General features: G+C 56.6%; 26 protein-coding genes. 14 read left to right on the forward strand and 12 right to left on the reverse strand.

The features are described 5' to 3' along the window. Positions 1 to 8: 8 nt before the first annotated feature. Positions 9 to 1,811, forward strand: coding sequence for an ABCB family ABC transporter ATP-binding protein/permease (locus GRI36_RS13330; RefSeq protein WP_160598895.1), 1,803 nt, complete (start codon positions 9 to 11; stop codon positions 1,809 to 1,811). A gap of 98 nt (positions 1,812 to 1,909) precedes the next feature. On the opposite strand, the gene GRI36_RS13335 is transcribed toward GRI36_RS13330, so the two are convergent. The 5 genes from GRI36_RS13335 to GRI36_RS13355 form a co-directional block, all read right to left on the reverse strand. After that, complete coding sequence (locus GRI36_RS13335) at positions 1,910 to 4,786, reverse strand: M16 family metallopeptidase (RefSeq protein WP_235902282.1); 2,877 nt, start codon at positions 4,784 to 4,786, stop codon at positions 1,910 to 1,912. A 120-nt stretch (positions 4,787 to 4,906) separates the two neighbouring features. Then, a complete protein-coding gene (locus GRI36_RS13340; protein WP_160598896.1) occupies positions 4,907 to 5,320 on the reverse strand; it encodes an ACT domain-containing protein in 414 nt (137 codons plus the stop codon). A 433-nt stretch (positions 5,321 to 5,753) separates the two neighbouring features. Continuing rightward, positions 5,754 to 7,070 carry an ATP-dependent protease ATPase subunit HslU gene (hslU, locus tag GRI36_RS13345; protein WP_160598897.1) on the reverse strand — a complete coding sequence of 439 codons (1,317 nt, stop codon included), beginning with the start codon at positions 7,068 to 7,070 and terminating at the stop codon, positions 5,754 to 5,756. A gap of 5 nt (positions 7,071 to 7,075) precedes the next feature. Continuing rightward, positions 7,076 to 7,636, reverse strand: a complete 561-nt coding sequence (gene hslV, locus GRI36_RS13350) for an ATP-dependent protease subunit HslV (RefSeq protein ID WP_160598898.1) — start codon at positions 7,634 to 7,636, stop codon at positions 7,076 to 7,078. Positions 7,637 to 7,704: 68 nt separating this feature from the next. After that, a complete protein-coding gene (locus GRI36_RS13355) occupies positions 7,705 to 8,166 on the reverse strand; it encodes an outer membrane protein assembly factor BamE (RefSeq protein WP_160598899.1) in 462 nt (153 codons plus the stop codon). Positions 8,167 to 8,403: 237 nt separating this feature from the next. Here GRI36_RS13355 and GRI36_RS13360 point away from each other — a divergent pair, with 237 nt between their 5' ends. The 3 genes from GRI36_RS13360 (at position 8,404) to GRI36_RS13370 (ending at position 10,285) form a co-directional block, all read left to right on the forward strand. Further along, positions 8,404 to 8,919 (forward strand): ubiquinol-cytochrome C chaperone family protein, encoded by a 516-nt coding sequence (locus GRI36_RS13360; protein ID WP_160598900.1) that lies wholly within the window; start codon positions 8,404 to 8,406, stop codon positions 8,917 to 8,919. Beyond that, positions 8,916 to 9,443 (forward strand): YceD family protein, encoded by a 528-nt coding sequence (locus tag GRI36_RS13365; RefSeq protein WP_160598901.1) that lies wholly within the window; start codon positions 8,916 to 8,918, stop codon positions 9,441 to 9,443. The genes GRI36_RS13360 and GRI36_RS13365 overlap by 4 nt, the downstream gene beginning before the upstream one ends. 149 nt (positions 9,444 to 9,592) lie before the next feature. Continuing rightward, entirely contained in the window at positions 9,593 to 10,285 is a 693-nt protein-coding gene (locus GRI36_RS13370) for a hypothetical protein (RefSeq protein WP_160598902.1), read from the forward strand. Between the two features lie 338 nt (positions 10,286 to 10,623). On the opposite strand, the gene ssb is transcribed toward GRI36_RS13370, so the two are convergent. The 5 genes from ssb to GRI36_RS13395 all read right to left on the reverse strand — a co-directional run bounded on the left by ssb (position 10,624) and on the right by GRI36_RS13395 (position 14,754). Further along, the gene (gene ssb / locus GRI36_RS13375) at positions 10,624 to 11,163 is read right to left on the reverse strand and encodes a single-stranded DNA-binding protein (protein ID WP_160598903.1); all 540 of its coding nucleotides are present in this window, start codon (positions 11,161 to 11,163) and stop codon (positions 10,624 to 10,626) included. 104 nt (positions 11,164 to 11,267) lie between these two features. Continuing rightward, positions 11,268 to 13,133, reverse strand: coding sequence for a ferrous iron transporter B (feoB, locus tag GRI36_RS13380; protein WP_235902285.1), 1,866 nt, complete (start codon positions 13,131 to 13,133; stop codon positions 11,268 to 11,270). Then, positions 13,130 to 13,369, reverse strand: a complete 240-nt coding sequence (locus GRI36_RS13385) for a FeoA family protein (protein WP_160598904.1) — start codon at positions 13,367 to 13,369, stop codon at positions 13,130 to 13,132. The genes feoB and GRI36_RS13385 overlap by 4 nt, the downstream gene beginning before the upstream one ends. 75 nt (positions 13,370 to 13,444) lie before the next feature. Next, positions 13,445 to 14,119, reverse strand: coding sequence for a COQ9 family protein (locus GRI36_RS13390; RefSeq protein ID WP_160598905.1), 675 nt, complete (start codon positions 14,117 to 14,119; stop codon positions 13,445 to 13,447). After that, entirely contained in the window at positions 14,119 to 14,754 is a 636-nt protein-coding gene (locus tag GRI36_RS13395) for an ankyrin repeat domain-containing protein (protein WP_235902286.1), read from the reverse strand. Before GRI36_RS13395 ends, GRI36_RS13390 begins: the two co-directional genes overlap by 1 nt. 70 nt (positions 14,755 to 14,824) lie before the next feature. Between GRI36_RS13395 and GRI36_RS13400 the strand changes: the two genes are divergently transcribed. The 8 genes from GRI36_RS13400 to GRI36_RS13435 all read left to right on the forward strand — a co-directional run bounded on the left by GRI36_RS13400 (position 14,825) and on the right by GRI36_RS13435 (position 20,047). Beyond that, a complete protein-coding gene (locus tag GRI36_RS13400) occupies positions 14,825 to 15,454 on the forward strand; it encodes an SCO family protein (protein ID WP_235902288.1) in 630 nt (209 codons plus the stop codon). Then, positions 15,442 to 15,924 carry a YcgN family cysteine cluster protein gene (locus GRI36_RS13405; RefSeq protein WP_160598906.1) on the forward strand — a complete coding sequence of 161 codons (483 nt, stop codon included), beginning with the start codon at positions 15,442 to 15,444 and terminating at the stop codon, positions 15,922 to 15,924. The genes GRI36_RS13400 and GRI36_RS13405 overlap by 13 nt, the downstream gene beginning before the upstream one ends. Further along, positions 15,924 to 16,643 carry a M48 family metallopeptidase gene (locus tag GRI36_RS13410; protein WP_202392181.1) on the forward strand — a complete coding sequence of 240 codons (720 nt, stop codon included), beginning with the start codon at positions 15,924 to 15,926 and terminating at the stop codon, positions 16,641 to 16,643. Before GRI36_RS13405 ends, GRI36_RS13410 begins: the two co-directional genes overlap by 1 nt. Before the next feature lie 83 nt (positions 16,644 to 16,726). Beyond that, a complete protein-coding gene (locus GRI36_RS13415) occupies positions 16,727 to 17,176 on the forward strand; it encodes a hypothetical protein (protein ID WP_160598907.1) in 450 nt (149 codons plus the stop codon). Beyond that, positions 17,157 to 18,152: a bifunctional diaminohydroxyphosphoribosylaminopyrimidine deaminase/5-amino-6-(5-phosphoribosylamino)uracil reductase RibD gene (ribD, locus tag GRI36_RS13420; RefSeq protein ID WP_160599257.1), complete on the forward strand. Its 996-nt coding sequence runs from the start codon at positions 17,157 to 17,159 to the stop codon at positions 18,150 to 18,152. The genes GRI36_RS13415 and ribD overlap by 20 nt, the downstream gene beginning before the upstream one ends. Further along, the gene (locus tag GRI36_RS13425; RefSeq protein WP_160598908.1) at positions 18,153 to 18,770 is read left to right on the forward strand and encodes a riboflavin synthase; all 618 of its coding nucleotides are present in this window, start codon (positions 18,153 to 18,155) and stop codon (positions 18,768 to 18,770) included. It abuts the gene before it with no gap. An 85-nt stretch (positions 18,771 to 18,855) separates the two neighbouring features. Next, positions 18,856 to 19,020, forward strand: a complete 165-nt coding sequence (locus GRI36_RS13430) for a DUF2805 domain-containing protein (RefSeq protein WP_160598909.1) — start codon at positions 18,856 to 18,858, stop codon at positions 19,018 to 19,020. An 82-nt stretch (positions 19,021 to 19,102) separates the two neighbouring features. Next, the gene (locus GRI36_RS13435) at positions 19,103 to 20,047 is read left to right on the forward strand and encodes a hypothetical protein (RefSeq protein WP_160598910.1); all 945 of its coding nucleotides are present in this window, start codon (positions 19,103 to 19,105) and stop codon (positions 20,045 to 20,047) included. 9 nt (positions 20,048 to 20,056) lie between these two features. Here the strand turns inward: GRI36_RS13435 and GRI36_RS13440 are convergent, their stop codons facing one another. Further along, positions 20,057 to 21,499: a helicase HerA domain-containing protein gene (locus GRI36_RS13440; protein ID WP_160599258.1), complete on the reverse strand. Its 1,443-nt coding sequence runs from the start codon at positions 21,497 to 21,499 to the stop codon at positions 20,057 to 20,059. Positions 21,500 to 21,664: 165 nt separating this feature from the next. Here GRI36_RS13440 and GRI36_RS13445 point away from each other — a divergent pair, with 165 nt between their 5' ends. Both GRI36_RS13445 and GRI36_RS13450 read left to right on the forward strand, forming a co-directional pair. Further along, a complete protein-coding gene (locus GRI36_RS13445) occupies positions 21,665 to 23,857 on the forward strand; it encodes a thiamine pyrophosphate-dependent enzyme (protein ID WP_235902290.1) in 2,193 nt (730 codons plus the stop codon). Next, positions 23,854 to 24,894: an ACP S-malonyltransferase gene (locus GRI36_RS13450; protein WP_160598911.1), complete on the forward strand. Its 1,041-nt coding sequence runs from the start codon at positions 23,854 to 23,856 to the stop codon at positions 24,892 to 24,894. Before GRI36_RS13445 ends, GRI36_RS13450 begins: the two co-directional genes overlap by 4 nt. A 9-nt stretch (positions 24,895 to 24,903) precedes the next feature. On the opposite strand, the gene GRI36_RS13455 is transcribed toward GRI36_RS13450, so the two are convergent. Next, positions 24,904 to 26,940: a TonB-dependent receptor plug domain-containing protein gene (locus GRI36_RS13455; RefSeq protein ID WP_160598912.1), complete on the reverse strand. Its 2,037-nt coding sequence runs from the start codon at positions 26,938 to 26,940 to the stop codon at positions 24,904 to 24,906. Positions 26,941 to 26,945: the final 5 nt, after the last annotated feature.

Raw genomic sequence — 26,945 nt, forward strand, 5'->3', positions numbered from 1 at the left:
AGACGGCGATGCCACCTGACGCAGCCACCCCCACACCCGCCGACCACGACAGCTGGAGCACGCTAAAGCGGTTCCTCCCCTATCTGTGGCCCAAAGATAATCCTGCGTTAAAGCGGCGGATTGTGATTGCGATATTCTTCGTACTCGCAGCGAAGGCGACGATATTGTCACTGCCATTCGCCTATAAGAATGCCGTTGATGCCATGACCAACGGTTCGCAGGAGGCATTTTTGGTACCGCTGGCCTTGGTTGTGGCCTTTGTCCTTGGCCGCTTCACCAGTCTGGTATTCGACAATCTGCGAAATATTACTTTCGAACGGGTCGGACAGGACGCGACCCGGCAATTGGCGGAGGACGTTTTCCACCGGCTTCACAGGCTCAGCCTCCGCTTCCACCTGTCGCGCCGCACGGGCGAGGTGACAAAGACCATCGAACGCGGGACCAAGAGCATCGATTCGATGCTGTATTTTCTGCTGTTTAACATCGCCCCGACGTTCATCGAACTGACAGCGGTCGGCATCATCTTCTATATCAATTTCGGTTGGGAGCTCGTCGCAGCGACTGCAATCACTGTGGTCAGCTATATCGCGGTCACCCGCTGGATCACCGAATGGCGCACCAAATTGCGTAAAGAGATGAACGACCTTGATGGCCGCGCACTCGACCGCGCTGTCGATTCGCTGCTCAATTACGAGACGGTCAAATATTTCGGTGCCGAATCGCGAGAGGAAAAACGCTATTCCTCCGCCACCAGCGCCTATGCCGAGGCGGCAGTTAAGAGCGAGAACTCGCTTGGCCTGCTCAACATCACCCAATCGCTCATCACCAACGGGCTGATGGCCGGCGCGATGGCCTATACCGTATGGGGCTGGAGCAAGGGCGAGCTGACCGTCGGCGATTTGGTGTTCGTGAACACTTATCTGATGCAGCTGTTTCGTCCGCTTGATCTGCTTGGCTGGGTTTATCGGACCATCCGCCAAGGTCTGATCGATATGGCAGAGATGTTCCGCCTGATGGACACTTCAGTCGAAGTCGAGGATTTGCCCGGCGCCCCCGCCTTGATCATCCGCCAACCTACGGTTGTATTCGACAATGTCGTGTTCGGGTACGAGCCCGACCGGACTATCCTCCACGGTCTCAGCTTTGAAGTTCCTGCCGGTAAGAATGTCGCGATTGTCGGCCCCTCGGGCGCAGGCAAATCGACCATCGCACGCCTGCTGTTCCGCTTTTATGATCCAGCCTCGGGCCGGATATTGATCGACGGGCAGGATATATCCCAAGTTACCCAAGCATCGGTGCGCGCAGCCATTGGCATCGTCCCGCAGGACACCGTGCTGTTTAATGACACGATCGGCTATAATGTTGCCTACGGCAAAGCAGGCGCGGACGAAAATGAGGTGCTGGCCGCTGCACGCGATGCGTCAATTCTGCCCTTTATCGAGCAGCTTCCCAAAGGTTTCGAAACCGAAGTTGGCGAACGCGGCCTGAAGCTATCAGGAGGTGAGAAGCAACGCGTCGCTATTGCCCGGACTTTAGTGAAAGACCCGCCGATCCTGATGTTGGACGAAGCGACCAGCGCGCTCGACACCCGCACCGAGCAAGACATTCTGCGGACATTGCACCGGATAGCCGAGCATCGCACAACCATTTCCATCGCCCACCGCCTTTCGACAATCGCCGATGCTCATGAAATTCTGGTGCTTGACCATGGAACGCTGGCGGAACGCGGAAACCATACAGCGCTGCTGACGAAACGCGGCCTCTATGCCGAGATGTGGGCGCGACAAGCGAGCGAGAGCCAGTCGGCCTAGCAAATGCCCAAGTGCCAGCGGAGGCTGGCAAATCCATCGCCAAACGTAACGCCAGTTTGGTTGGAGGCCCCAGCCTAAGCCGGAGCCCACAATTCCATTTACTCGACAGCGCCCAGATCGGCGCTCGACAGGTCGAGATCATCGGCTGAGATGACTTCGACATTGGGCCGCAATTCGCGCAATTTGTCGAGGAACTGCTTTGAATCGCCCACAATGATGATCGTTGCCTTGGACGGATCGACCAGTTCGGCAGCCACAGCTGACGCAGCTTCGGGACTGACCGCTGACAGGCGCTCTGCCAGACGGGCTGCCTCAGCCGGTTCAATACCTTGCTGCATCAAGCCAGCAACAATGCTGTTAAAACCGGAACTGGTTTCGAGCGCCCGCGCATAGCTGCCGCCCAAATACAGGCGGCGTTTTTCCAGCAGATCAGCAGCCAATGGCTCTGTCCCGAGGCGGGCAAACTCATTGAGGAAAATCTCCGCTACTTCTGCGGCGGTTTCATTCTTTGTCTGCGCGCTGGCGCTCAGGATCGATTCTCCCGCTCGCGAGGCAAAACCGCTGTAAGCGCCGTAGCTGAGGGCCCGTTTCGTGCGCACTTCATCGAACAGACGCCCGCTTGATCCGCCGCCTAATACGGCATTGGCCAGCATTAGATCATAATAGCGGTCATCGCCGCGTGATACGGCGCGAACGCCAGCAATTACCGCTGCCTGACCAGCATCGGGCATATCGATCACAACGGTGCGCGGTCCGGGCACTGTTCCATCAGGATCGGCAACCAGAGTTGGCGGCGCACCCTCCACAGTCCAGTCGCCGAGCAAGTCGCCGACCAGGGCGGTTGCCGCATCGGGAGCCATCCCGCCGCTGACAATCACTTTGGCGAGCGAAGGATGCCAATAGGTTTCGCGGTGTGCTACCAGATCTGATGCTTCGATTGCACCAATGCTGGTAGTCGTCGCAATCGTGCCATAGGGCGCATCGCCATACATCACCGGTGCAGCGACAAATCCGGCCAAAGCGCCCGGATCTTTCAGCGACACCTGCAAGCCGTCGATCGTGCGCTTACGCTCGCGTGCGAATTCTTCTTCGGGATAGGACGCGCTCGACAAGACGCTGGCCATGATTTCGCCAGCCTCATCGATTGTCGCAACAGGCGCAGTCAGGCTGAAATATGTACCGTCGCTGCCGCCGCTGCCATTGAACGATGCGCCGAGGCTTTCAAGCCGCGAGGCGATATCGGTGGCCGACATATCGGCCGTCCCTTTATCCGCTAGGCTGGCTGCGAGTTCCGCCACGCCTGCTTTGGCCCTGCTGTCGGTAACTGTGCCGCCCGGCAGAACCACAGTGATGGTGGCCATTGGCACATTACTGGTTTGCGTCGCGACGACTTGCATACCGTTAGCGAGTGTCGTTTCGACAATCGATGGAGCAATCACAGTCGGTTTCGTACCCGGCCCGGGTGGCGCTTCGCGTTCACCATCGGGCTTTACCTGACGCGGTTCACCCGTGGCCGCGGGCAGTGTGCGGAATGTCGGGAACGGTGCAGGATTGGCATAGGCCGATGGATCGTCCTCGCCCGTAATATAGCGGAACTCCACGCGCGCTTCGGGCTTCAGATATTGTTGAGCTACGCGGAGGATATCCTCCTTGGTAACACCAGCGATACGTTGCAGACGAATGTCTGCGGCCTTGGGGTCGCCGGTCAGCACGAGAGCCTCACCAATTTCGAATGCGCGACCTCGCGCAGTTTCGCGGCGGCGCAGGCTGGAGGCGAAGATTTCGTTTTTGGCTTCAGCCAGTTCGGCATCAGAAACCATTTCGGCGCGGATTTTTGCGCGCTCTGCAGCAAGCAAGCCATTGACTTCGTCGGCATCAGCGGTGGGATTGATCACCGCGAATTGTGCGAAGAAGCCGCCCTCCTCGCTTTGCGACACAAATTGCTGGGCCTGCACGGCCTTGCCGGTGCGGACCAGTGCCTTGTGCAAGCGGCTGTTCTCGCCAGCCGACATTACCATGTCGAGCACTTCAAGAGCGGCCGAGTCCGGATGCGCGGCTCCGGGTACTTTCCAAGTCGCGCCAACCAGCGGCAATGGGACATTGGGCGCGGTAGCCGTGACAAAGCGCGGTTCGGTGCGCGCGGGTTCGCGCTCGGGTATGGTAATATCAACAGGGCTGGCGCGGCGCGGAATGTCGGCGAAATATTCATCGACCAGCCCGCGCAGTTGACCCATTTCAAAATTACCGGCGATAATTAGAGTGGCCGTGTCTGGACCATAATAGGCCTGATAGAATGCCCGCGCATCGTCGAGAGTCGCCGAATCGAGCTCCTCAATACTGCCAATACCGGGGCGGCGCTGGGGCAGGACATCAAACGCATTTTCTGCGAGGACGAAGCGCTGGAACCGGCCATAAGGAGGTGCAAGCACACGTTGGCGCAGTTCCTCTTTCACGACATCGCGTTCCTTGCCGAAAACGTCCTCGTCGATAACTGGCAAAGCCATGCGTTCCTTATGTGTCCACAGCATCGCTTCTAGATATTCGGCGGGAACCTGCTCGTAATAATTGGTGCGGTCGGGGCTGTTGGAGGCGTTGCGCGTGCCGCCGATATCGGCAGTCAGGCCGTAAATCATATTATACGGCATATTCTCGGTCTTGCGACTGAGGATATGTTCAAACAAATGCGCAAAACCGCTGCGCCCCTCGGGGTCGAGCTTGCTACCGATATCGTACCACATCGATGTGGTGACGGTGGAAGTGGTATCATCTTGCAGCGCAATCACGCGCAAGCCATTATCCAGCATCCATTCGGTATATTCGATTGCGGGCGCAGAGATTGTGGCAGTAGCATTTGTCTCGGCTATGACTGCAACTGGCGCAGTGGTTGCGCTCAACGGTTCCTGCATCGCAGGCGAACAGGCTGAAACAGACAGCGCGCTGAGTGCGGTGCCGATATAAAAAATTGAACGATTCATGATTGCGCCCTCTTTATTCAATTCATCAGGCACCCCAATGGCCAAATGATTGATACCGAAGGAGTAAACCAAATCATCACCGCCGTTACAACCCGCGCGGCCCCATAATCGACGAACGACTTAGATAGCCCCACGGGCCGCGAGCGACAAAGCCTGCAAAATCGCCAAAGCTGCTTCCGCTTGGCCCGCTGGAACAAATGCATGGTCGTGATGAAATGCGGCGACCATATTGCAGGCGATGCCAGCATCGGCGAGCGCCGCTGCAACAGCAGCCGTCAAGCCAAAGCCCTCAAGATCGGAATAGACCTGAAGCGTAATCCGCCGGAAATGGGGGCCAGCCTGTCCCAGTTCCTGCGCCAGCCAAGCGGGAATAATCGCGGAAACACCCTCATCCTCGCGGAACGTCGCTATCGCTGCGCCTAAGGCTTGCGCCGCGATGTCAGGCGTAATCATGACGAAGCAATAGTCCACCAGATCAAGCGCAGGGTCCATTTGCGCGACCATTGCTTGTGCGTCAGTAATTTTCTGCGTCATGATTTCGGCACCAAAAAATGCTTTTAAAGCAAGCGAATACCATTAGGCTGGCACCCAGCATTGTGTGGGTCGCATTGCGAATGAAGGAACGCAAATGAAAAATTAGAGAAAATCGCTGTCATGGGACTCATTGCGCCATGCCTTGCCGCTGCCGCCATTGTGTCGGCACCAACCACGGCGCTCGCAGTTCAGGCAGGGGCCGGTTCGGGTGGCGGCACGACAACGCGCAGCTGATGCTCTTGGCAAAGCGTGGCAGAAAAAATTTGCTACAAGTTTGCTACAAGGAGGTCTGCTACGAACGTGCTGATAGCTGGTACTGCACCTTGTCTACCACGGTCTATCTATGTGGCCTCATACCAGGGGACACTTGCTGGACAGATTACAACAGGTTTTAAGCAGACTGGCTGGCCCGGGGTAATGCCCCCGCGCCTTGCTACAGGATATATTTGCTCAAATCAGTGTCACCGGCGAGTTCGGTCAGGCGTTCCTGTACGTAGGCGGCGTCGATCGTGATCGTTTCGCCTCCATGATCCTCAGCCTCGAAGCTCAGCTCTTCGAGCAGCTTTTCCATCACCGTCTGCAAGCGGCGCGCACCGATATTCTCGACACTTTCATTCACTTGTGCGGCAATTTTCGCGACCTCGCGAATGGCATCTTCGGTGATGTCGATGGTCACATCTTCGGTGCCGAGCAGCGCCTTATATTGCGCTACCAGATTGGCGCGGGTTTCGCCAAGAATACGGACGAAATCTTCCTCGGTCAGCGCGCGCAATTCCACGCGAATCGGCAAACGGCCCTGCAATTCGGGCAACATATCGGACGGCTTGGCCACATGAAACGCGCCGCTGGCGATAAACAGAATATGATCGGTCTTCATCGGACCATATTTGGTCGCAACCGTGGTGCCTTCGATGAGCGGTAGCAGATCGCGCTGCACGCCCTCACGGCTCACCGATCCGCCGCGCACATCCGAAACTGCAATTTTGTCGATCTCGTCGAGGAATACGATGCCATTGGTTTCAGCATTATGGATCGCGGTGCGCGCAACATCATCCTGATCCATCCGCTTTTCGGCTTCTTCATCGACCAGCTTGTCCCACGCATCGGGAACTTTCATTTTACGGCGCTTTGAGGAAGATTTGCCGAACGCCTTGCCCATCATATCGCTAAGGTCGATCATCCCCATGCCGCCGCCCATGCCAGGAATATCCATCGGCATTGAAGGTGCGTCCTGCACGTCTATTTCAACTTCGGTTTCGTTCATCGAATTGTCGACAACGCGCTGGCGGAAACTTTCGCGAGTTGCTTCCGAAGCATTCTCGCCAACCAATGCATTGAGCAGCCGGTCCATCGCCGCCGTCGACGCGGCTTCGCGCACTGCCTCGCGGCGGCGCTCTTTCTCCAGCCGGATCGCTTCTTCGGCCAAGTCGCGGGCAATCTGCTCCACATCGCGACCGACATAGCCGACTTCGGTGAATTTGGTCGCTTCGATTTTGATAAAGGGAGCCTCGGCCAGCTTGGCCAGACGGCGGCTGATTTCGGTTTTACCGCAACCGGTCGGGCCGATCATCAGAATGTTCTTGGGCGTAACCTCATCGCGCAATTCGGGACCGAGCTGCTGCCTGCGCCAGCGGTTGCGCATCGCCACCGCCACCGCGCGCTTCGCGTCTTTCTGGCCAATGATATGCTCGTCGAGCGCGGCGACAATCGCCTTTGGGGTCAAGGCTTCAAAGCTTGGGGATTCAATCATGGGTTTCAAATCTCTTCGACGGTCACATTGCCGTTGGTGAACACACAAATATCCGCTGCAACGGCCATTGCCTTGCGCGCAATCTGTTCTGCGTCGTCTTCATATTCGGTGAGCGCGCGGCCAGCGGCAAGTGCGTAATTTCCGCCCGAGCCAATCGCGGCAATTCCGCCATCTGGCTCCAGCACATCGCCATTACCCGTCAGAACTAACAGGCTTTCTGCGTCGGCCACGATCATCAAGGCTTCCAGATTACGCAGATATTTGTCGGTCCGCCAATCCTTGGCCATCTCAACCGCTGCGCGCATTAATTGCCCGCGATATTGCTCGAGCTTTTTCTCAAGCCTTTCAAACAAAGTAAAAGCATCGGCGGTTGCGCCAGCGAAGCCGACGATCACCTTGCCGCCCTCGCCAATCCGGCGCACCTTGCGCGCGTTAGGCTTCATAACCGTATTGCCCATGGAGACTTGGCCGTCCCCGGCAATGATGGTTTTGCCGTTCTTCTTTACACCGATGATGGTGGTCCCGTGCCATTGGACAAGGCCATGCGGATTGTTCGTTTCGCTCATGAAACTGAATATGGGGAGCCTATGTGTTCGATCAAGCTGTGATCCGCCACGCAAGCAGTCTCGCTTGCTTAACCCCCGGGAGCGCCGGCACCCGGCGCACCTACAGTGCCGATATTGCCGAACAAATCTTCAAAGAAGCCCCGTTCGCGGCCCAAGGTCGGTGTCTTGTCACCATCTGGAGACAAGAACGCGACCTGATCGAGGCCCGTCCGGTCTGCCGAAACGACATTGCCTGCTGCATCGAATTTGACCGCCAGCACCGCATGTTCACGAATTCTAGGGCGCACAAACGGCTTGCGACCGGTTACGCTGGACACATAATACCAGACGGGCTCACCAAATTGACTGGTAAATGTCGGGCGGCCCAAAGTCGCGGTAACCGATGTCTGGTTGTCGATGCCGGGCTGGACCGAGCTGATTAGCGTCTGATCGGCAATATAGCCGCGGCTTTCGCGGATTGACGAACAACCGCCAGCGGTCAGCGCCGCTGCCAATACCAGCCCTGCACCGATCATTTTGCCCTTACGCATCCACACTACCTTCTTTGCAAACCCGCATTCCAAACACATGATGGCTTGGATAGTGGGGCCTTAATCCTATATCAGCACGAGCCTTACGGGGATGAACAGCGCCATGCAACCATCCGCTTTTGCCAGACTTGATACTCTGGAAATCGCGACTGAAGCAGACGGCTTGAATTCCCCCTGAACAACACGCACAGTTTTGCCGCGATTGGCGCAGCAAGACCATTCGCCGGAGAAGCCGTAATGTCCTTCCTATCCCGACTGTTTGGCACCGCGCCCGACCCCAAAGAGGCGCTGCGGCCGCTTTATTCCGGCGTCATCCGCACAGCGCGCGACCCCGCTTGGTTCCGAGAATGCGGCGCGGCGGATACAGTCGATGGCCGGTTCGAGATGATCACCAACGTAACCGCGATGGTGATGTTGCGAATGGAGGCGAACCCCGAATTGCTACCTTCCTCCGCCCGGCTCACCGAATTATTTGTCGAAGATATGGACGGGCAATTGCGCGAAACCGGCCTGGGTGATCCGACACTCGGCAAGAAAATGGGCAAGATGATGGAGGCATTAGGCGGCCGGATTGGCGCATATCGGGACGCTCTGACTGAAGGGCCTGGCGCAATGAAGGACGCGGTCGAGCGCAATGTCACTTTGGCAGACGGAACTTCGCCAGACGCAATGGCCGCGCGGCTGGTCAATTTGCATGGCGCTCTCGCTGCGCTTTCCGACGAGCAATTGCTTAACGGAGACCTCCCCGCATGACTGCCGAATTTGGTGAAAGCGAGCTGACTCTACTGGTCAAACGCCGGGCGATTTCGGAGGAGCCTTACGAGATCAAGGCCAATGCGGAAGAACGCGCAGCCTTGGCCAAGCGGTTCGGTTTGAGCGAAGTCAAATCGCTCAAGGCAACACTAAAGCTGACCCCCGACGGCAGCACCATTAACGCCGATGGCACTTTCAGCGGACATTGGATTCAGCCCTGCGCGGTTGCGGGCGAGGATTTCCCTGTCCGCTTGGACGAGCCGCTCCACTTCCGCTTCGTTCAGGCCCGCGAGGAAGTGCCCGACGAGGAAATCGAGCTCGAAGCCGATGATCTGGACACGATTGATTATGATGGCGAGATTTTTGATCTGGGCGAAGCGGTCGCGCAAAGCCTAGGCCTCGCGATCGATCCCTTCGCCACCGGCCCCGATGCTGACACAGCGCGCAAGGAAACAGGGATACTTGCCGAGGGCGAGCAAGACGGGCCGATGGCCGAAATGCTGGCGGCGCTGAAGAAGAGTTGAGCGGCACCCTCACCGACCGAACTTCGTCGGCCGCGCCGCGCTTCGCTGACCAGCCCGACACGAACCAGCCTGCCACCGATTTGCCCTCGTTCACCTGATGTGGCATGATTTCTCCGGTCGCGAGGTGAAGTTTCATGGGGGGATGAACATTGGCTTTGACCAAGAGCGGCGAGAGTTTTTACCGGAAAATGGCATGGGTTCTGATGGCGATTGTGATCGCCGGATTTGGCTCGGCCCAGCTAACCAGCACAAATTTCGCGCCCGATTTCACGCCATTATTGGCGGTCCATGCGTTTGTATTCATTACATGGTACGCGCTGCTCATCATTCAGCCTAGCCTTATAGCCGCTGGCAAATGGGATTTGCACAAGCGCATTGGCCTGTTCAGCATCGGGCTGACGCTGCTGATGGTGGTGCTCGGTTATTTACTCGTTCGCACCTCCATTGCTCGGCCAGATTTCTCGATTGCGGGCAAGGATGCTCTGGGGTCGGCCATATTCCCGTTCACCGATATCGTGAACTTCGTAATTATCTACGCTCTGGCGCTGTACTATCGTGCAGATGGCCAGACGCACAAAAGGCTGATGATACTTTCAGGGGTGATGATGATTGATCCCGCAGCAGCGCGCCTGGTGTTATCCTTAGGGGGGTCGCCGCCGCTTATTGCCGGACTAGAACTCGCTTTATTCGCGGCCTTCTTCATCCATGATTTCAGAACCAGAGGCAGACCGCACTGGGCAACGGTGATAGCGATCATTCTGTTCGGTGCTTCGATGGCCGCAAAATTCACGATTGCCGACGGGGAAGCGTGGAGTGGCTTTGTCCGGACATTTTTTGGATAAAGTGCGTTTTGGAGCGGCCGGCTGGTACCCATGGGTTGATGCCACTGGATTGAGGACGAGCTAGAATACACTTTCCTACACGGCGCCGCATCGCCAATATCGGACCCGCTCTTTGACATCGTCTGTAGTATTCGAGCGCCCCAAAGTCCGGGCCGAGCAAATGTGTAACCCGGATTCCAACAGGGAAATCTTTTTGCTCCAGAGGCTTATCCGGGGTGTGTTAGGTTACAGGTGTAACCCTGAACCCAAATTTTGATTAGTTCGCCGAAAATCTAGCAGCATTCCGTCAGCCCAGCGAAGGCCGGGATGACTTGTATGCATTTGACGCCCCGCTCAGATCAAAACGGGATATCGTCGTCAAGATCGTCATAGTTGGAGCCCCCACCGGAGCCGCCGCCCGAGCCACCAGACCCACTACCGCCAGAACTACCGCCTTGGTTGTAACCACCACCGCCAGAGGCACCGCCGCCGTAATTACCGCCACCTTGGCCGCCTCCGCCTCCTTGGCCGCCTCCTTGACCGCCGCCGGGACCATCGAGCATCGTCAGCGTGCCATTGAAGCCGCGCAGGACGATCTCGGTCGAATAGCGATCATTGCCGGATTGATCCTGCCATTTGCGGGTCTGCAATTGACCTTCGACATAGACTTTGCTGCCCTTGCGCAGAAAACGCTCGGCAACATTGACAAGTCCTTCGGAGAAGATCGCGACTGTATGCCATTCGGTCTTTTCCTGACGTTCACCAGTATTCTTGTCTTTCCAGGTTTCGGATGTCGCAATCCGCAGATTACAAACCTTGCCGCCATTCTGGAACGAGCGAACTTCCGGGTCAGCCCCCAGATTGCCGATGAGCATTACTTTGTTGAGGCTGCCAGCCATGTCAGTTTTCCTTCTCGAATCTGTTGCGAGAGGGATTAGCTAATCAACGCCGCGCAAACCAGCCGGAAGCCGGATTTTTTACCGATGCTGTGAACAAACGTTCCTTACAGCCCGATCCAGACCGCAATCCAATAGGTTGCGCCTGCAAAAATATACGCGAGCCCGAACAGGTAGGCCAACATCACTATCGGCCATTTCCACCCGTTCGTCTCGCGGCGGGCAACTGCGATGGTTGAAATGCACTGCGGCGCGAACACAAACCACGCAAGAAAAGCCAGTGCGGTTGGCAGGCTCCAGCGCGCGGCGATTTGTTCGCGCAACGCCTCTTCGGTCTCCGCATCATCCTCTGAATCGACCGCATAGGTAGTGGCGAGCGAAGCCACAGCAACTTCGCGCGCGGCCATTGCGGGCACCAACGCCAGTGTCATCTCCTGATTGAAGCCAATCGGGTCGAATGCGGGCTGGATTGCCGCAGATATTTGCCCGGCGAATGACGCATCAAGCTGGCTCTCGCCAATCTCCGCCTTGGGGAAAGTCAGCAGCAACCACAGAACTACCGTTGCTGCAAAAATGATCGTCCCCGCGCGGCGCAGGAATACCCAGGCACGCTGCCACAGACCGATCAGCAAATCCTGCAAACGCGGCAATTGATAGCGCGGGAGCTCCATAATGAAGCCGCTCGCAGCACCTTTGGTAACTGTGCTGCGCAGGATCAGCGCGACCGCCATCGCACCGACGATGCCGAGCACGTATAGTGTAAACAGCACCAGACCCTGCAGCCCAATTCCCGGACCAACGCTTGTTTCCGGAATGACCGCAGCGATAACCACTGCATAGACCGGCAAACGCGCCGAGCAGGTCATCAGTGGCGCGATCAGAATAGTGGTCAGGCGGTCTTTCGGGTCGGCAATACTTCGCGTCGCCATAATGCCTGGAATGGCGCAAGCGAAGCTCGACAGTAGCGGAATAAAACTGCGGCCCGACAGTCCTACCATCGCCATCAAACGGTCCATCACAAAGGCGGCACGCGCCATATATCCGGTCGATTCCATCAGCAAAATGAAAGCAAACAAAATGACGATTTGAGGCAGGAAAACAATCACTGATCCGACGCCGGCAATCAGCCCCTCGGTCAGCAAATCGCGGACAAACCCCTCGGGCAAAGTCGCTGTCACAAACTCGGACAGCATCCCTGCGCCGGTATCCAGTGCGTCGGCAAATGGCGTCGCCCATGCGAACACAGCTTGGAATATGATGAACAGTAACGCAAACAGGATTGGCGGGCCGATCCATGGATGGAGCAACACTGAATCAAGCCGCGTATGCAAGCGGCGTTCGGTCGATTCCGATAATATGCCAGCCTTCGCGATGTTACTGGCCGCCAATCGGCGCTCCGGCAAAGTGATGTGCGGTCGCGGCTCTGCGTGGCCGATATCCTCGGCGCGGTGCTCGGCGGCATCAATCGCGGTGATAAGTTCGCTCAGGCCGCGGCGGCGCACGGCCACAGTCGGAACAACCGGAACGCCCAGCGCACTCGACAATGCCGCCGGGTCGAGCGTCAGCCCGTCCCGCTCGGCCAGATCAACCATGTTGAGCGCAACTACGGTCGGCAGGCCCAGCTCAATCACTTCCTGCGCAAACACAAGATGCTGCTCGAGATTGGCAGCATCGAGTACCAGGATCAGCACATCAGGACGCGCTTCGCCCGGAAATTCGCCCATCACAACTTTACGCGTGACTTCTTCGTCGGGGCTGGTCGTGTCGAAGGAATAACTGCCGGGGAGATCGATCAGCTCCACAGAATCGCCCGATGGCAATTCGATCCGTCCCGCTTTGCGCTCGACCGTTACGCCGGGATAATTGGCGATTTTCTGCCGCGCACCAGTCAGAGCATTGAACAGCGCGCTTTTACCAGCATTGGGATTACCGAGCAGTGCAGCCCGCATCAATTTGCCAGCGCCCTTGCTCATAATGCTTCGACTTCCATCGCCTGCGCGTGGATTTTTCGCACCGCTATCGTCATACGGCCAATCATCACCGCAATCGGGTCATTGGTGCCGAATACGCCCTTATGTGCAATTGCCACTCTTGCACCCGCATCAAGGCCAAGTGAGCGCAATCTTTTGCCTTCATCAGGAGCGAGTGCCTCCCAATTAACCGCAATGATCTGGGCGCGCTTACCGCGCGGGATGGAGTCGAGCGTCATGAGTGGGCGCTGCCACCTGCAAGCGCTAATTGCAAGTGATTATCAATAGGATTAACAGCCGCCCTTTGGGTGTCCTCAGCGGGAGGGGTAACGCAGCCGCCCCAAAAAGCGAGAGACGCTAAAGGTCTCGCGATTAGGATTAAGCCATTTCGCCTTGGTCTTCTCAAACTTCATCACACCTTCGATACGGCGACCGAGAAATGCCTTTGTCCTAGCCTTATCGTCGCTGCTATCATCGGCGAACACCGCCAGAGTTGCAGTGTAAATGCCTGCAAGTATCGTGCGTTTCGTATAATGGTTGTAATCGGTCGCAGTATCGCCAGCGAGCCGCCACATGATGTCCGCACTGTGCCATCCGGTCTTCAGCGATTTTGCCACATTCTGCGGCATGGCCATGATCGCGGTGGCGCGTTTTAGTGCCTCCTCTTGACCGGCAATTGCATCGAGACGAAATTGGACAAGGCTACGGATCCTCTCGCGGATTGGCATGGCCCCGAGCAATTCTGCCGGTAAGGCCTCCGCCATTTTCGCGTCGGTCGCTGCAATCCAAGCCCCGATCATATCCATCGCACCACCTGGAAATGCCAGCTTCGCCACATCGGGATCAGCGCCAAAATCCGCTGCGGCTTGCACAATGGCAGCATCTTTCCAGCCGTCAAAAATCGCCGCGTCAGCAATTAGCGGAGCCAAGGCCAAGCGTAGCTCGTCGAGGGTCAGGTCCACCGGATCGATCGCGGAATTTGGGGCCATCAGAATTGTGGCCCATAAGTCTGCGTAGGGCCAGCGTTGGCGCGCGCTTCATCCGCCTTCTTTAATTCATTAAGCATCAAACTATTGCCCGTTTGCAAAGCGATATAGTCACGACCGGTACGGCCGGAATTGTCGCTCCGGTCTGCAGAAGCCCCTTTGGACAGGAGTAAGCGCGCCATTGCCACATCTTTACGGTGGATCGCTGTGATCAGAGGTGTTTCGCCCGAAGAATTGGTCTTGTCGATTATTGCACCCGCATCAATCAACGCCTCTGCCGCATCGACCGCGCCCAAGGTGGCAACGATTTGTAGGGGGGTAAGGCCATTGCGGTCCGCGATATTGGGATTTGCGCCATAGGCGGTAAGGAATTTGACCCACTGTGTATCGCGCCGTTTCGCAACAATATGCAGCGCGGTTTCACCGGTGGTAATATCGCGCGTATTTACCACAACGCTGCCGGGTTCTTTCAAGGCTTCGGTGACAATGTCGCCTTCATTCTCTTTCACGGCTTCCAGGAATTTATAGCCGTCCGATTGAAATTGGGCCGCAGCCGGAACTGCGGTCAACGCGGCTGCACCCATAGGCACTACCAATGCGATAAAAGCGAAAAATTTGCGGAAAACGGCAGTGGCCATTTTCAATCTCCAGGAAATAACTACGTGACGAAACGGATTCGTTCTCTTGATGAAAAGCGATTAGCAGACCATGAACCTCAACGCTATGCTTCACTATATCCGTAGTTATTTCATTCTGATTGCCGCAACCATGATGCTGGCCGCATGCGATCCCGCTCCATCAGGCGAAGTTGGCCCTTCGCTCGATGGCGTCGATTTACGCGGCTCGGCGATTGGCGGCGACTTCCTGCTGACCTCCAACGAAGGCAAGCCAGTGCGCTGGGCTGATTTTACCGGACAATACCGCATGGTGTATTTCGGTTTTGCCTATTGTCCCGACATCTGTCCGACTGATGTTGCGCGGTCTTCAGCAGGTTTGGCTATATTTGAAAAGTCGTACCCTGACCTTGGTGCAAAGATTCAGCCGATTTTCATCACAGTCGATCCTGAACGAGACGACGTTGCCACTATCGGAGAATTTGTAGACAATTTCCATCCGAGGCTTATCGGATTAACCGGTTCCCAAGAGGCCATCGACACAGCACTTGAAGCGTTCAAGGTCACAGCAATCAAGATGCCAGAGACCGAGGCTGGCAATTATGATTTCGAACACAGCACTTTCACCTATTTATTTGATCCTGATGGCAAACCTTTAGGTATAATCCCAACCGATAAGGGGCCGAATGGGGTCGTCGCCGAACTTGAACGATGGGTTCGATGAGAGAGCGTTTCTGGGAACTTCCGATCGGCGATCTCGACCGGCAAGAATGGGAAGCGCTGTGCGATGGCTGTGGCCGCTGTTGTCTGCACAAAATCGAAGATGAAGATACCGGCGCGATCGAGGATACCAACGTCGCCTGCAAATTGCTCGATCCGCAAACCGCGCGCTGCACCGATTACCGCAACCGTAAGGCTTTCGTGCCCGATTGTATGCGGCTGACCCTGAAAATTGTCGAAAAGGTGGCATGGCTACCTGCAACCTGTGCATATCGGCTGCGCGCCGATGGCGAACCGCTAAAGGATTGGCATTATCTGATTTCCGGCGATCATGAGGCGGTCAAGGAAGCCGGAGTTTCGGTCGCCAAGCGAGTGATCAGCGAAGTCGACGCAGGTCCGCTAGAACATCACATAGTCGAATGGCCGAATAGTGATGCGAATTGGGATCAGGACCACGGCTGGGATCAAATCTGATGGACTGGATGGGTCGCCAAAATGAAACGCCGACCATCAGCGTATCAGGCCGGGATATTCCCATTGCGATCCGGCGTCACCAAACTGCCAAACGACTTGTGATGCGGCTCGCGCCAGATGGCAGCGAAGTCCGGGTGACGATGCCTCGCTGGGGGCAATCGCGCGATGCAGTGGATTTTGCTCGGACCCGGATTGAATGGTTGGCGCGCCAATTGTCAGGAATTTCGGACAAAACACCGCCTGCCCACGGAGAGAAAATTCCCTTTCGCGGCGACACACTGACTATCGATTGGGACAGCAACTACCCGCGCAAACCGGTCACCGATGACGGCAATTTGCTGGTTGGCGGGCCGCAAAGCGGCCTTCCCGCCCGTATCGAGAAATGGCTTCGGGCAGAGGGGCTGGAGCTGATGGAAAGTGACCTTACCCAGTATTGTGAACGGGCGGACGTGATCGCTCCCAAAATAGCGTTATCCAAGGCGCAGCGGCGCTGGGGTAGCTGTTCCAGCAGCGGCACCGTTCGAATCAATTGGCGGCTGATTATGGCGCCTGACCACGTACGCCGGTCAGTCGTGGCGCATGAGGTCGCGCATCTTGTCCATTTCGACCATAGTCCGGCTTTTTATCGATTGCTTGGCGATTTGTTCGAGGGCGAATTAAGCGCGGCAGACAGTTGGCTGAAGCGGCAGGGCCGCTCGCTTTACCGTTATTTTGGATAGGTCGGCGCGCTTTTCCGTCGCAAAGATTTGGCAAATCCAGCAAAAGTCTGGCGAAATCACGCATTGGCGCTTATCTTGCGAACATGAGCTTGATCAGCAGACTTAACCCCAAAGATGGCGTCCAGGACTTCTGGAGTGAATTTCGCCGCCCCAATCCTTACCGCTGGCGTATTTTGGCCGCTTCGATGACTCTAACAGGTGGGTTGATGTATCTCATCATCCAAGAGAACGTCGTCGGGCCGCCAGTGCCCTATGATGTCGAGTATATCACTAGTTTCGAGCCCGGGCGGACCGACGAGGAGATCATGGTCTCCAACATCGAAAATCAGCGCAAGAAAGAAGAGATGGCAGCGCTGCTTGAACAGAATGAGGAGCGCAAGAAGGAACTCTACCGCGCGCTTGCCCGTGCCAGCGGAATGGACCCGGACGAGATCGAACGCGAAGCAGCAGAAGAAGAAGCGCGCGATGAAGCTGCTGCAATCGTGCGGCGTGAACAGGCGCTAGGCCGGAGCACTGTCAATTCCGCCGAGTGATGCCGATTGGCTGGCTGCGGCAGCGCGGCTGGGGCTGCGCGGCAGGCCGGTCAGCCGCCCCAACCCGTCTGTTGGCGCCATAATCGTCAAAGATGGCATCGTAATCGCTCACGGCCACACGCAAGCAGGCGGACGCCCCCACGCTGAAGCAATGGCGCTGGCACAAGCAGGCGAAGCCGCCATAGGCGCCACGCTTTATTGCAGCCTTGAACCGTGCGCCCATCGATCCGACCGTGGCCCGGCTTGCAGTCAGTTAATTGGCAGTTCCGGCATAACGCGGGTCGTTTACGGGCTCGCAGACCCAGATTCCCGCACCAATGGGGAGGGTCAAAGCATATTGCGCGATGCAGGCATCAAAGCCGAATTGACAGACTGCGCCGCATGCAAAACCAGCCTTTCGGGATACCTCATGCGCAAGACCAAAGGTCGTCCTCATGTAACCATCAAGCTCGCGATGTCGCTCGACGGGTTTCTTGCGCGGCCAGATGGCGAAAGCCAATGGATCACTGGCGCAAATGCTCGTGCACATGTCCACTCACGGCGTGCGATGGCCGATGCAATATTGGTTGGCGGTGGAACTTGGCGCGCAGACAAGCCGCGCCTCGATGTGCGGTTGCCTGGGCTGGAAAGTCGCAGCCCGCAGCGCATACTTCTTTCACGCGGGATCGCGCCAGATGGCGTCAAAGTGATCAACCATCCGGCACAGATATCAGCACTGGATGGCGTACAATATCTCTATGTCGAAGGCGGCGCGCAAACGGCCGCGTCATTCTTGAAAAAAGGCCTTGCCGACCGGATCGAAATCTACCGCGCTCCGATTTTTCTGGGCAGCGGCATAACCGCATTGGGCGATTACGGTCTGACGAGCCTGGCCGAGGCGCATGAATACTGGCAGCTGACAGAACGCCGGATGCTTGGCACCGATACTTACGAAGCCTATGACCGCAGCGAAGCCTCCTTTAATTCAGGAAATTAGATGTTCACCGGAATTGTAACCGCCATCGGCACAGTCGAATCGAGCGAACCGCAGGGCGATCTGCGCGTGCGGATCGCCTGCCCCTATGACCCCGCAGAGATCGCTATCGGTGCATCAATTGCCTGTTCGGGCGCATGCATGACTGTCGTGGAACGCGGCGGGGCCAAGGGCGATGCATGGTTTGCAGTAGATGTTTCAGGCGAAAGCGCCTCCAAAACCGCGACCGGAATGTGGAATGCAGGTGCGAAGCTGAACCTCGAAACCGCGCTCAGGCTTGGCGATGAGCTTGGCGGTCATATCGTGACCGGCCATGTCGATGCGGTAGGCCGAGTGGACAGCGTAGAGCCAGCCGCCGGATCGCACAAAGTCACAATCCGCGCCCCGCGTGATCTTGCCGCCTTCATTGCGCCCAAGGGGTCAATCACGGTGCAAGGCGTCTCGCTGACAGTGAATGACGTGACCGACAATGCCGATGGATCATGCAGCTTCACGCTCAACATAATTCCGCATACGTGGGACGTGACCACGCTTGGCGATCTGGGCGCAGGTAGCGAAGTCAATCTGGAGATCGACGTGCTCGCGCGCTATCTCAAGCGGATGGAGAGTTTACGAGCGTGATAGCGCCGTCCAAAGACTTCAAGCGGCCCCACCAAGGTTGAACAAAAATGAACTATCTCACGCAGACGTCAGCGCTATTATAGAAATGGCGCTTAGCGACCATGTCAGCTTCGCCAATATCGAGCGGGAGTTTGGCTTGTCCGATAGTGAGGTAAAGGGTTTGATGCGGGCATCGCTCAAGCCTTCCAGCTATCGCACTTGGCGTAAACGTGTCCGGCAATTTGGTGACCGGCGCGAGCATTACAAATGATCGCATTGATTTCATCCAAAAACCGCGAACGTTTACTGCTAGATTAACTACCAATACACCTCACGCCCCGTTACAATAGGTTATGGAAAACGCCGACATTGTCATCACTTGGGTCGATGGATCGACTCCCGAAATGATGGAAAAGCGTGCCCATTTTCTTGGTGCAGCGGAACAGCCCCTGCACGGCAATGGGATCAATCCGCACCGTTGGCTGTGCAGTGACGAACTTGGCTATTGCCTGCGGTCGATCGCCAATCATGCGCCCGATATCCGGCGGATATGGATTCTTACCGACGGACAAACCCCTGAACTGCCGGATCTTCCTGCCAGTCTCAAAGCCAAGATATCAATCGCCGATCACAGACAAATTTTCGCAGGCTATGAAGAGTTCCTGCCGACATTCAATTCGCTATCGATCGAGACATTTTTGTGGCGGATCCCCGGCCTTGCCGAGCATTTTCTCTATTTCAATGATGATGTTTTCCTTACCGCGCCGGTCAAATTTTCAGACTTCTTCACACAAGATGGTCCTGTGCTACGCGGCAAATGGGCTGATCTCTCGCATCTGCTGGGTTGTGAGGAGAGCCGCAATGATGCGGCATTGCTCAACCAATATAACCAAATTGCATCGGGTAGACTCGCGGGGTTCACTGCCGACCATCTGTTCGAAAGCGCGCATGTGGTGTACCCGATGCAACGTTCCATTATGGAAACGCTGTTTGCCGAGCACCTCGAAGCGTTCACCGCCAATTGCGCCTTCCGGTTTCGCAGCACATCGCAATTCCTGCCGCAAAGCCTGTACACCCATCATTGCCTAAATCATGGCCTGGGCCGCATCAGCGAGCTTAGTGACCATCTGCACATTCCGGCCAATAATGACGGAGATTGGTCGGCAGAAGCCATCAAGCAAGTACTGTCCAATCTTGCAGGCCCCGAGATTAAATTATTGTGTATTAATGACCTGCCAGAAATCGAAGGCCGCCTGCCCAATGTGAGGCAGTGGATCGAGCGCGCGATTACTCAGTAACAGGCGAAGCTAGGTCGCAGCTTCCGCTATGCCAGGCACCATGACGGTTCGTCCGCCGCCATATTCCTCGCGAATGACAATCAATCCCAACGATTCCAGATGGTCGAGCAATCGCTTTATCCGGCCAGGAGAACTGGTGCCATAAGCCGCAGCCAATTCATCTTCATCGGGTGATCCTGCGCCTTCGAACGCACTGCGCAGAATGACCAAATAAGGCGCAAGAATGTCATCCTCAACGCTCGCTGCCAGTCTCTTTGCCTGTGTTTGGTCAACCTCTTCCAAGCTGTCGATGCGCGCCAAAGCAAAGGCGAAACGGCGGCGAAACTCGGACATATCCATTCGTGGAGCAATCATTCCCACCTTCCTGCACCGAGTTAGGAAGGACTGGAAAAGGTTGGCGGACGATAGATAAGCGTTAGCGGGATCATCTGCCATTTGATTCAGGACACTTTCCGCTTGGTCGCTGACGTCCTCCATTGCATCTGATGTGGAAGTTGAAGGTGCAGTGTCAATCTCAACATTCAGCGATTCCATATGACGGGAAAGCTGGTCCGGCGGCGATGGCGGAGCAGTATCGGCTGCGGTTGCAACATCCTTCTCAAGTTCCGCATGCAACAGTGCCTCCATCGCTTCAGGCCCGGCATCCGGCAGGGGCATCAAACCACCGGCGCGGCTCTTCGGGCCTGAGCGGGTTGACCCGATCCGGATCGACAGTGGTCTTCGTGTAATCGCTGGCCCGAGCCCCAGAAAACTGCCGCGTTCCAGATCGCGAATTTGCTCCGCCTGTCGCCGCTCCATCCCAAGCAGATCGGCGGCGCGGATCATATCAATATCGAGAAACGTCCGCCCCATTAGAAAATTGGAAGCCTCAGCGGCGACGTTTTTGGCGAGCTTGGCCAGTCGTTGCGTTGCGACAATCCCGGCCAGGCCACGTTTGCGACCCCGGCACATCAAATTGGTCATCGCGTTTAGCGAAAGCCGGCGCGTTTCTTCGCTTATTTCGCCCGAAACTGATGGAGCAAACATCTGCGCTTCATCAACCACTACCAATGCCGGAAACCAGTAATCTCGCGGCGAATCAAACAATGCCCCGAGGAATTGTGCAGCACAGCGGATCTGTTGCTCTACATCCAATCCCTCAAGCGCGAGCACAACAGAAACGCGGTGTTCCCTAACCCGTTTGGCCAGCGCTTCAATCTCCGCCACAGAATGCGCAGAACCGTCGATCACCACATGCGGAAACAGGTCTGCCAGCGAGGTGAAATCCCCTTCGGGATCGACCACGATCTGCTGCACCATCTTTGCGCTTTCTTCAAGCAAGCGGCGGAGAAGATGAGACTTGCCGGAACCGCTGTTCCCTTGCACCAATAGGCGCGTCGCAAGCAATTCTTCCATATCGATAACAGCCGGTTTCCCGGTGCTATCTTCGCCAATGATGATTTCTGTTTTCACAATTGGCAGGATAGCGGCAGGCTCGGAAATGCCCAAGCCAGGCAGCCTCGCTTTCCCCCGTTCTGGCCATCGGAATCCTTTTCGAGTCAGCCAACTGACCAGCGCAACATTTGCCTGCGCGCCAGGTTCGGACTTGGCCTGCCAAACCAACGCGCCTAAGTGCGCATGATGGACCGCGCACAGATCGTTCACGAAAATTTCCTCCGCCGTGTTGAGAGCGGTGACCTGCCAGAGGGCATTGAGCCAGCAGGGCCACTGGACGGCGTCACGGCGGTGGCGATTTTCCAGTCGGGATGCCTTACACGGGCGCTCGACCGGACCAGCCGCGCGATGCAATCCAAAGGGCAAGGCTTTTACACCATTGGCTCGTCCGGTCATGAGGGAATGGCAGCTGTCGCGGCGGCTTTACGTCCAACAGACATGGCATTCTTGCACTACCGCGATGCGGCATTTCAAATTCAGCGGGCGGCACAAGTTCCCGGGCAAACCATCACATGGGACATGCTGCTTTCATTTGCCTGTTCGGTCGATGATCCTATCTCTGGCGGACGGCATAAGGTGCTTGGTTCAAAAGCACTCACCATTCCGCCGCAAACCTCGACCATAGCCAGCCATTTGCCCAAAGCTGTCGGCGCTGCTTACTCGATTGGCCTCGCCAAGCGTCAGCCGCCCGAACATAAGCAATTGCCTGACGATGCGATTGTGATGTGCAGTTTCGGCGATGCTTCGGCTAATCACTCCACTGCACAGGGCGCCATCAACACTTCCGGCTGGACCGCGTATCAGAATATTCCGATGCCGTTGCTGTGGGTGTGCGAGGATAATGGCATCGGGATTTCGACCAAGACCCCGACCGGATGGATCGCCGCGAATTTCCAAGCACGGCCCGGGATCAAATATTTCCACTGCGACGGGACCGACATGTACGACACGTTCCGTGTCGCGCAGGAAGCTGCAGACTATGTCCGTGCTCGCCGTAAGCCTGCCATCCTCCATATCCGTACGATCCGGCTTTATGGCCATGCCGGCGCGGATGTACCGACAACCTATTTGTCCAAAACTGAGGTTGAGGCCGAAGAAGCGAATGATCCGCTACTCCATTCGGTGCGTTTGTTGGAGGCGGCAGGCACGCTCGACCGCGCAGCTGCGTTGGCAATCTATAACCAAACGGGTGACAGGGTGGAACGCATTGCCGCTGAGGCTTGCACTCGTTCCCGGCTCGATAATGCAGCAGATGTTATGGCAAGCATCATCCCGCCAAAACGTGATTGCGCGCCGTCTAACGGTCCCTCTGCCGAAGGCCGGGCTGCTGCCTTTGGCGGTGATTTGAAAGCGATGGACCAGCCGCAAATCATGTCGCGGCTGATCAATTGGACGCTGACCGACTTGATGCTCACTCATGGCGAGATCGCCATGATGGGCGAGGATATTGGCAAGAAGGGCGGCGTTTACGGGGTAACGCAAAAGCTCGCGGCACGCTTCGGCCGCGCACGTGTCATTGATACGCTGCTGGATGAACAATCGATCTTAGGTTTGGGCCTGGGCATGGCGCAGAATGGCTTTCTGCCGATCCCTGAAATCCAGTTCCTTGCTTATTATCACAATGCAGAAGACCAGATCAGGGGCGAAGGAGCCACGCTGCCGTTCTTCTCCAACGGTCAATATACCAATCCGATGGTGCTACGGATTGCCGGGCTTGGCTATCAAAAGGGATTTGGCGGCCACTTCCACAATGACAACAGCTTTGCCGCAATCCGCGATGTGCCGGGCATAATTCTCGCCTGCCCTTCCAACGGGGCCGATGCGGCGCGGATGCTCCGCGAGGCGGTTCGTCTTGCGCGTGAGGAACAGCGGCTGGTGATCTTCCTTGAACCGATTGCGCTATACCCGATGCGTGATCTTCACGAGCAGGGGGATGGCTTGTGGATGAAGCATTACCCAGATCCATCGGAACGGATTGCGTTTGGCAAAGTGACCACCCACGGAGGCGGACAAGATCTCGCGATAGTCACTTACGGCAATGGCACTTACCTTTCGATGCAAGCGCAAAAACGGCTTAAGGCGGCGGGGATTGCAGCGCGGGTAATCGATCTAAATTGGCTTTCGCCCTTGCCCGAAACCTCGCTGCTGGAAGCAGTGAAGGGGTGCATGAATGTGCTGATTGTTGATGAAACGCGCAAAACTGGCGGCCTTGCCGAAGCACTGATGGCGTTGTTCACGGAGAAGTCTGCTATTCCCCATGCGCGGTTGGTGGCGCAAGACAGCTTCATTCCCACAGGCCCCGCTTACGCCACGACGATGCCTTCCGTTGACGGTATCGTTCAGGCCGGCCGCAATCTGGTGGGAGAAAAATCATGAACGCCCCCAAGAAAACGGCGGTCGTCATCTGCCCTGGACGCGGAACATACAACAAAGCCGAACTCGGTTATCTTGGGCGCAATTTCCCAGACACGAGATTGCTTGAGGCGTTTGATGCACATCGCACAGAGGCTGGCCAGGAAACGCTGTCCGAACTGGATGGTGCCGACCGCTTCAGTCTCGCCAAACATACAAGAGGAGATAATGCCTCGGGCCTAATCTTCGCCGCGACGTTAGGTGACTTCAAATCAATTGACCGCGCTGCAATAGAGATTGTCGCGGTGACCGGCAATTCGATGGGCTGGTATAGCGCGCTTGCTTGCGCGGGCGCGACCACGTCTGAGGACGGCTTTAATATCGCCAACACGATGGGCACTCTGATGCAGGACGCCTTGATCGGCGGCCAGTTAGTCTATCCATTTTTCGGCGAAGATTGGACACCCGATTGTGCAAGGCGCGATGCGTTATTAGACATGGCCGCAGAGATTGATAGCCGAGCCAATTGCACGCTCCTCCCTTCAATCCATTTGGGCGGCATGCTGGTGCTAGCCGGAAATGAGGCCGGCTTGAAAGCATTTGAAAAGGCGGCAGAACCGATTGACGGACGCTTCCCGATGCGGCTCGGCAATCACGCTGCATTTCATACGCCAATGCAAGCACCGGTAGCGGAGAAGGGTCGCGCGCTGCTCTCTGCAGATTTGTTCCGCCAACCGGATTTGCCGCTAATCGACGGGCGCGGCGCAATCTGGTGGCCCCATGCCACCGATACCGAAACCCTTCGAAATTACACTCTGGGCTACCAAGTGATGGAAACTTACGACTTCACCCGCGCCGTTGCTGTCGCTGCACGCGAATTCGCGCCCGATTTGTTCATTGTGACCGGCCCCGGAACCACGCTGGGCGGGGCGGTTGCGCAATCACTTATTTTAGCAGACTGGCGCGGGATGGATGGAAAGGAAACATTCAAGGCAATGCAATCCGAAGCGCCCCTGTTAATCGCAATGGGAATGGCAGATCAGCGAACCCTAGTGTCCTAGATTCAGGACTTAGAATTTGGCCTTGATGCCGCCCCACACCGTGCGAGGGACTCCAAGATCAATCGCACCGCCCGAATTTCGCGTCACGATGGTCTCATCAGTCAAGTTCTCACCTCTCAGAACAAGCGCGAACCGATTGGATACCGGGATCTGCGCATAGACGCCCAGAGTGGTAGCGGCAGGCAAAGTGTCGCTTTCCTGGTCGCTCTCGAATTGCACGCCGATATGGCGGACAATGCCGGAAAGCACCCAGCCATCGGACGAGCGCCAACTGACGCTATGGCTTATCGCCCATTCAGGAGTTTGCGGTGGGCGATTGCCGTCCAGCGCGATTGAGGCGCCCCGCCCCTCAACTTCAGCATCGGTATAAGCAAGGCTGGTATCAAGGCTGATTTGCCCGCGCCGGACCGAAAAATTCGCTTCAATCCCGCGCGCATCGATAGCGGGTAGATTCTGACGCTGGCGCAATGTCGGGGTCAATGTAACATTGGCTATCGCATTTTCGACACGATTGTCGAATGCAGTCAGTGAAAACTCGATTCCGCGTGCGGGACTGACATCGAACCCCGCTTCGAACCCTTCCAATTGTTCGTTTTCAAGAGCCGCATTGGCCTGCGTCACAACTGGGAAAATTACAAATGGGCGGTATAACTCATTGAGCGTCGGCAACCGCAATCCACGATAGGCCGCCGCTCGCACACGCAACTTATCATTGACTTGATAGGCAGCACCGGCGCGATAGGAAAACGTCCAGTCAGCGCGATCGGCACCAATCGTCTCGCTAATCAATGCGCCGCTCGCGTCAATCGCCCGATAGAACCCGTTTTCGATCACTGTCCGGTCCGCGCGGATACCGCCTGTCAAAACCAGTTTGCCAAGCGACCAGTCATCTTCGAGAAATATCCCAAAATCGCTGTTGCGGCCACCAGCACGGCGTTGCTGGGTCAGATTGCCCGAAAACGCGCTATAGGCTTCTTCCTGCAATTCGCCCGAGGACCGGCGATAATCCATACCGATCCGCAAGACGTGATCATCACTCACTGGCGGACGCAATTCCAGTTTTCCTCCAAGCCCGGTCGAAGGCGTGTTGCGTTGATCTAGCACACGGACGAATCTGGTCGAGCTGATCACGGTATTGGAAAAATTGCGCGACTGGAGGTAGGCGACGGCATCAAATTGCCAATTCCCACGCCCGACAAGCCGGATGCTTGCATCTGCGCCTTCGCTGGAACTGTCCGCACCTTCAAAACGCAAGGTGCGCTGATCGTGAAAAGCCTGCAGCTTCGCCTGCACTTCGATATCGTCCGAAAGCGGCGCAACGCCGCGAATGCCGAATGACCAACTGTCGAACGCTGCCCTTGCGCTTGCAGGCACACGCTGGTTGGTTGGTGCGGTGTAAAAGCCCCGCCCTCGGTCCAAGCGGCCGCTGACCACTGCGAAGCCTGCACCCAGATTCTTCGCGATACTGCCGCTTGTTTCGGTATCTCCGCGATTGTTAACGAGCACCGACCCGTTGAAACCACCGAGCGTATCGGCATCGGCGCTCGCCAGTTCGATTGTTCCCGCCAGCGCGCCTGCACCGAATGGCCCGGCCCCGCCGCCGCGAGTGACACGAATATTGTCCAGCCCTTCCGGTGCAATCGCGCTGAGCGGAATGTAACCGAAGAACGGATCGGCCATTGGTACCCCGTCGAGCAAAACCAATGCGCGGCTGGTGGCGTTCCCACCGAGCGCTCTCAACGTCACGCCCTGCGCACTTGGGTTGGAACTGCGGCTATCGGACCGGCGGAATTGTTGGAAACCAGCAACCGACGACAAAACGTCTTCAATCCTGCCAGATGATGACGCGATAATCTGCTCGCGGTCTATCCTTGTTGATGAATAGGCCGGTGCAGCCGGAGTTTCGCCAAGGCCTTGTCCGGTGACCACGATTGAGACTTTCTCTTCCGGACTTTCTGGCTGCTCCTGGGCGTATACTTGCGAAGAGAATACAACCGGAAGCGCCAGGCTAGAGAGGAGCGAGATATTGAATTTGGTTTTGAGCATGACGT

Origin of the sequence: Pontixanthobacter gangjinensis, from assembly GCF_009827545.1 — a bacterium.
GTDB lineage: Bacteria > Pseudomonadota > Alphaproteobacteria > Sphingomonadales > Sphingomonadaceae > Pontixanthobacter > Pontixanthobacter gangjinensis.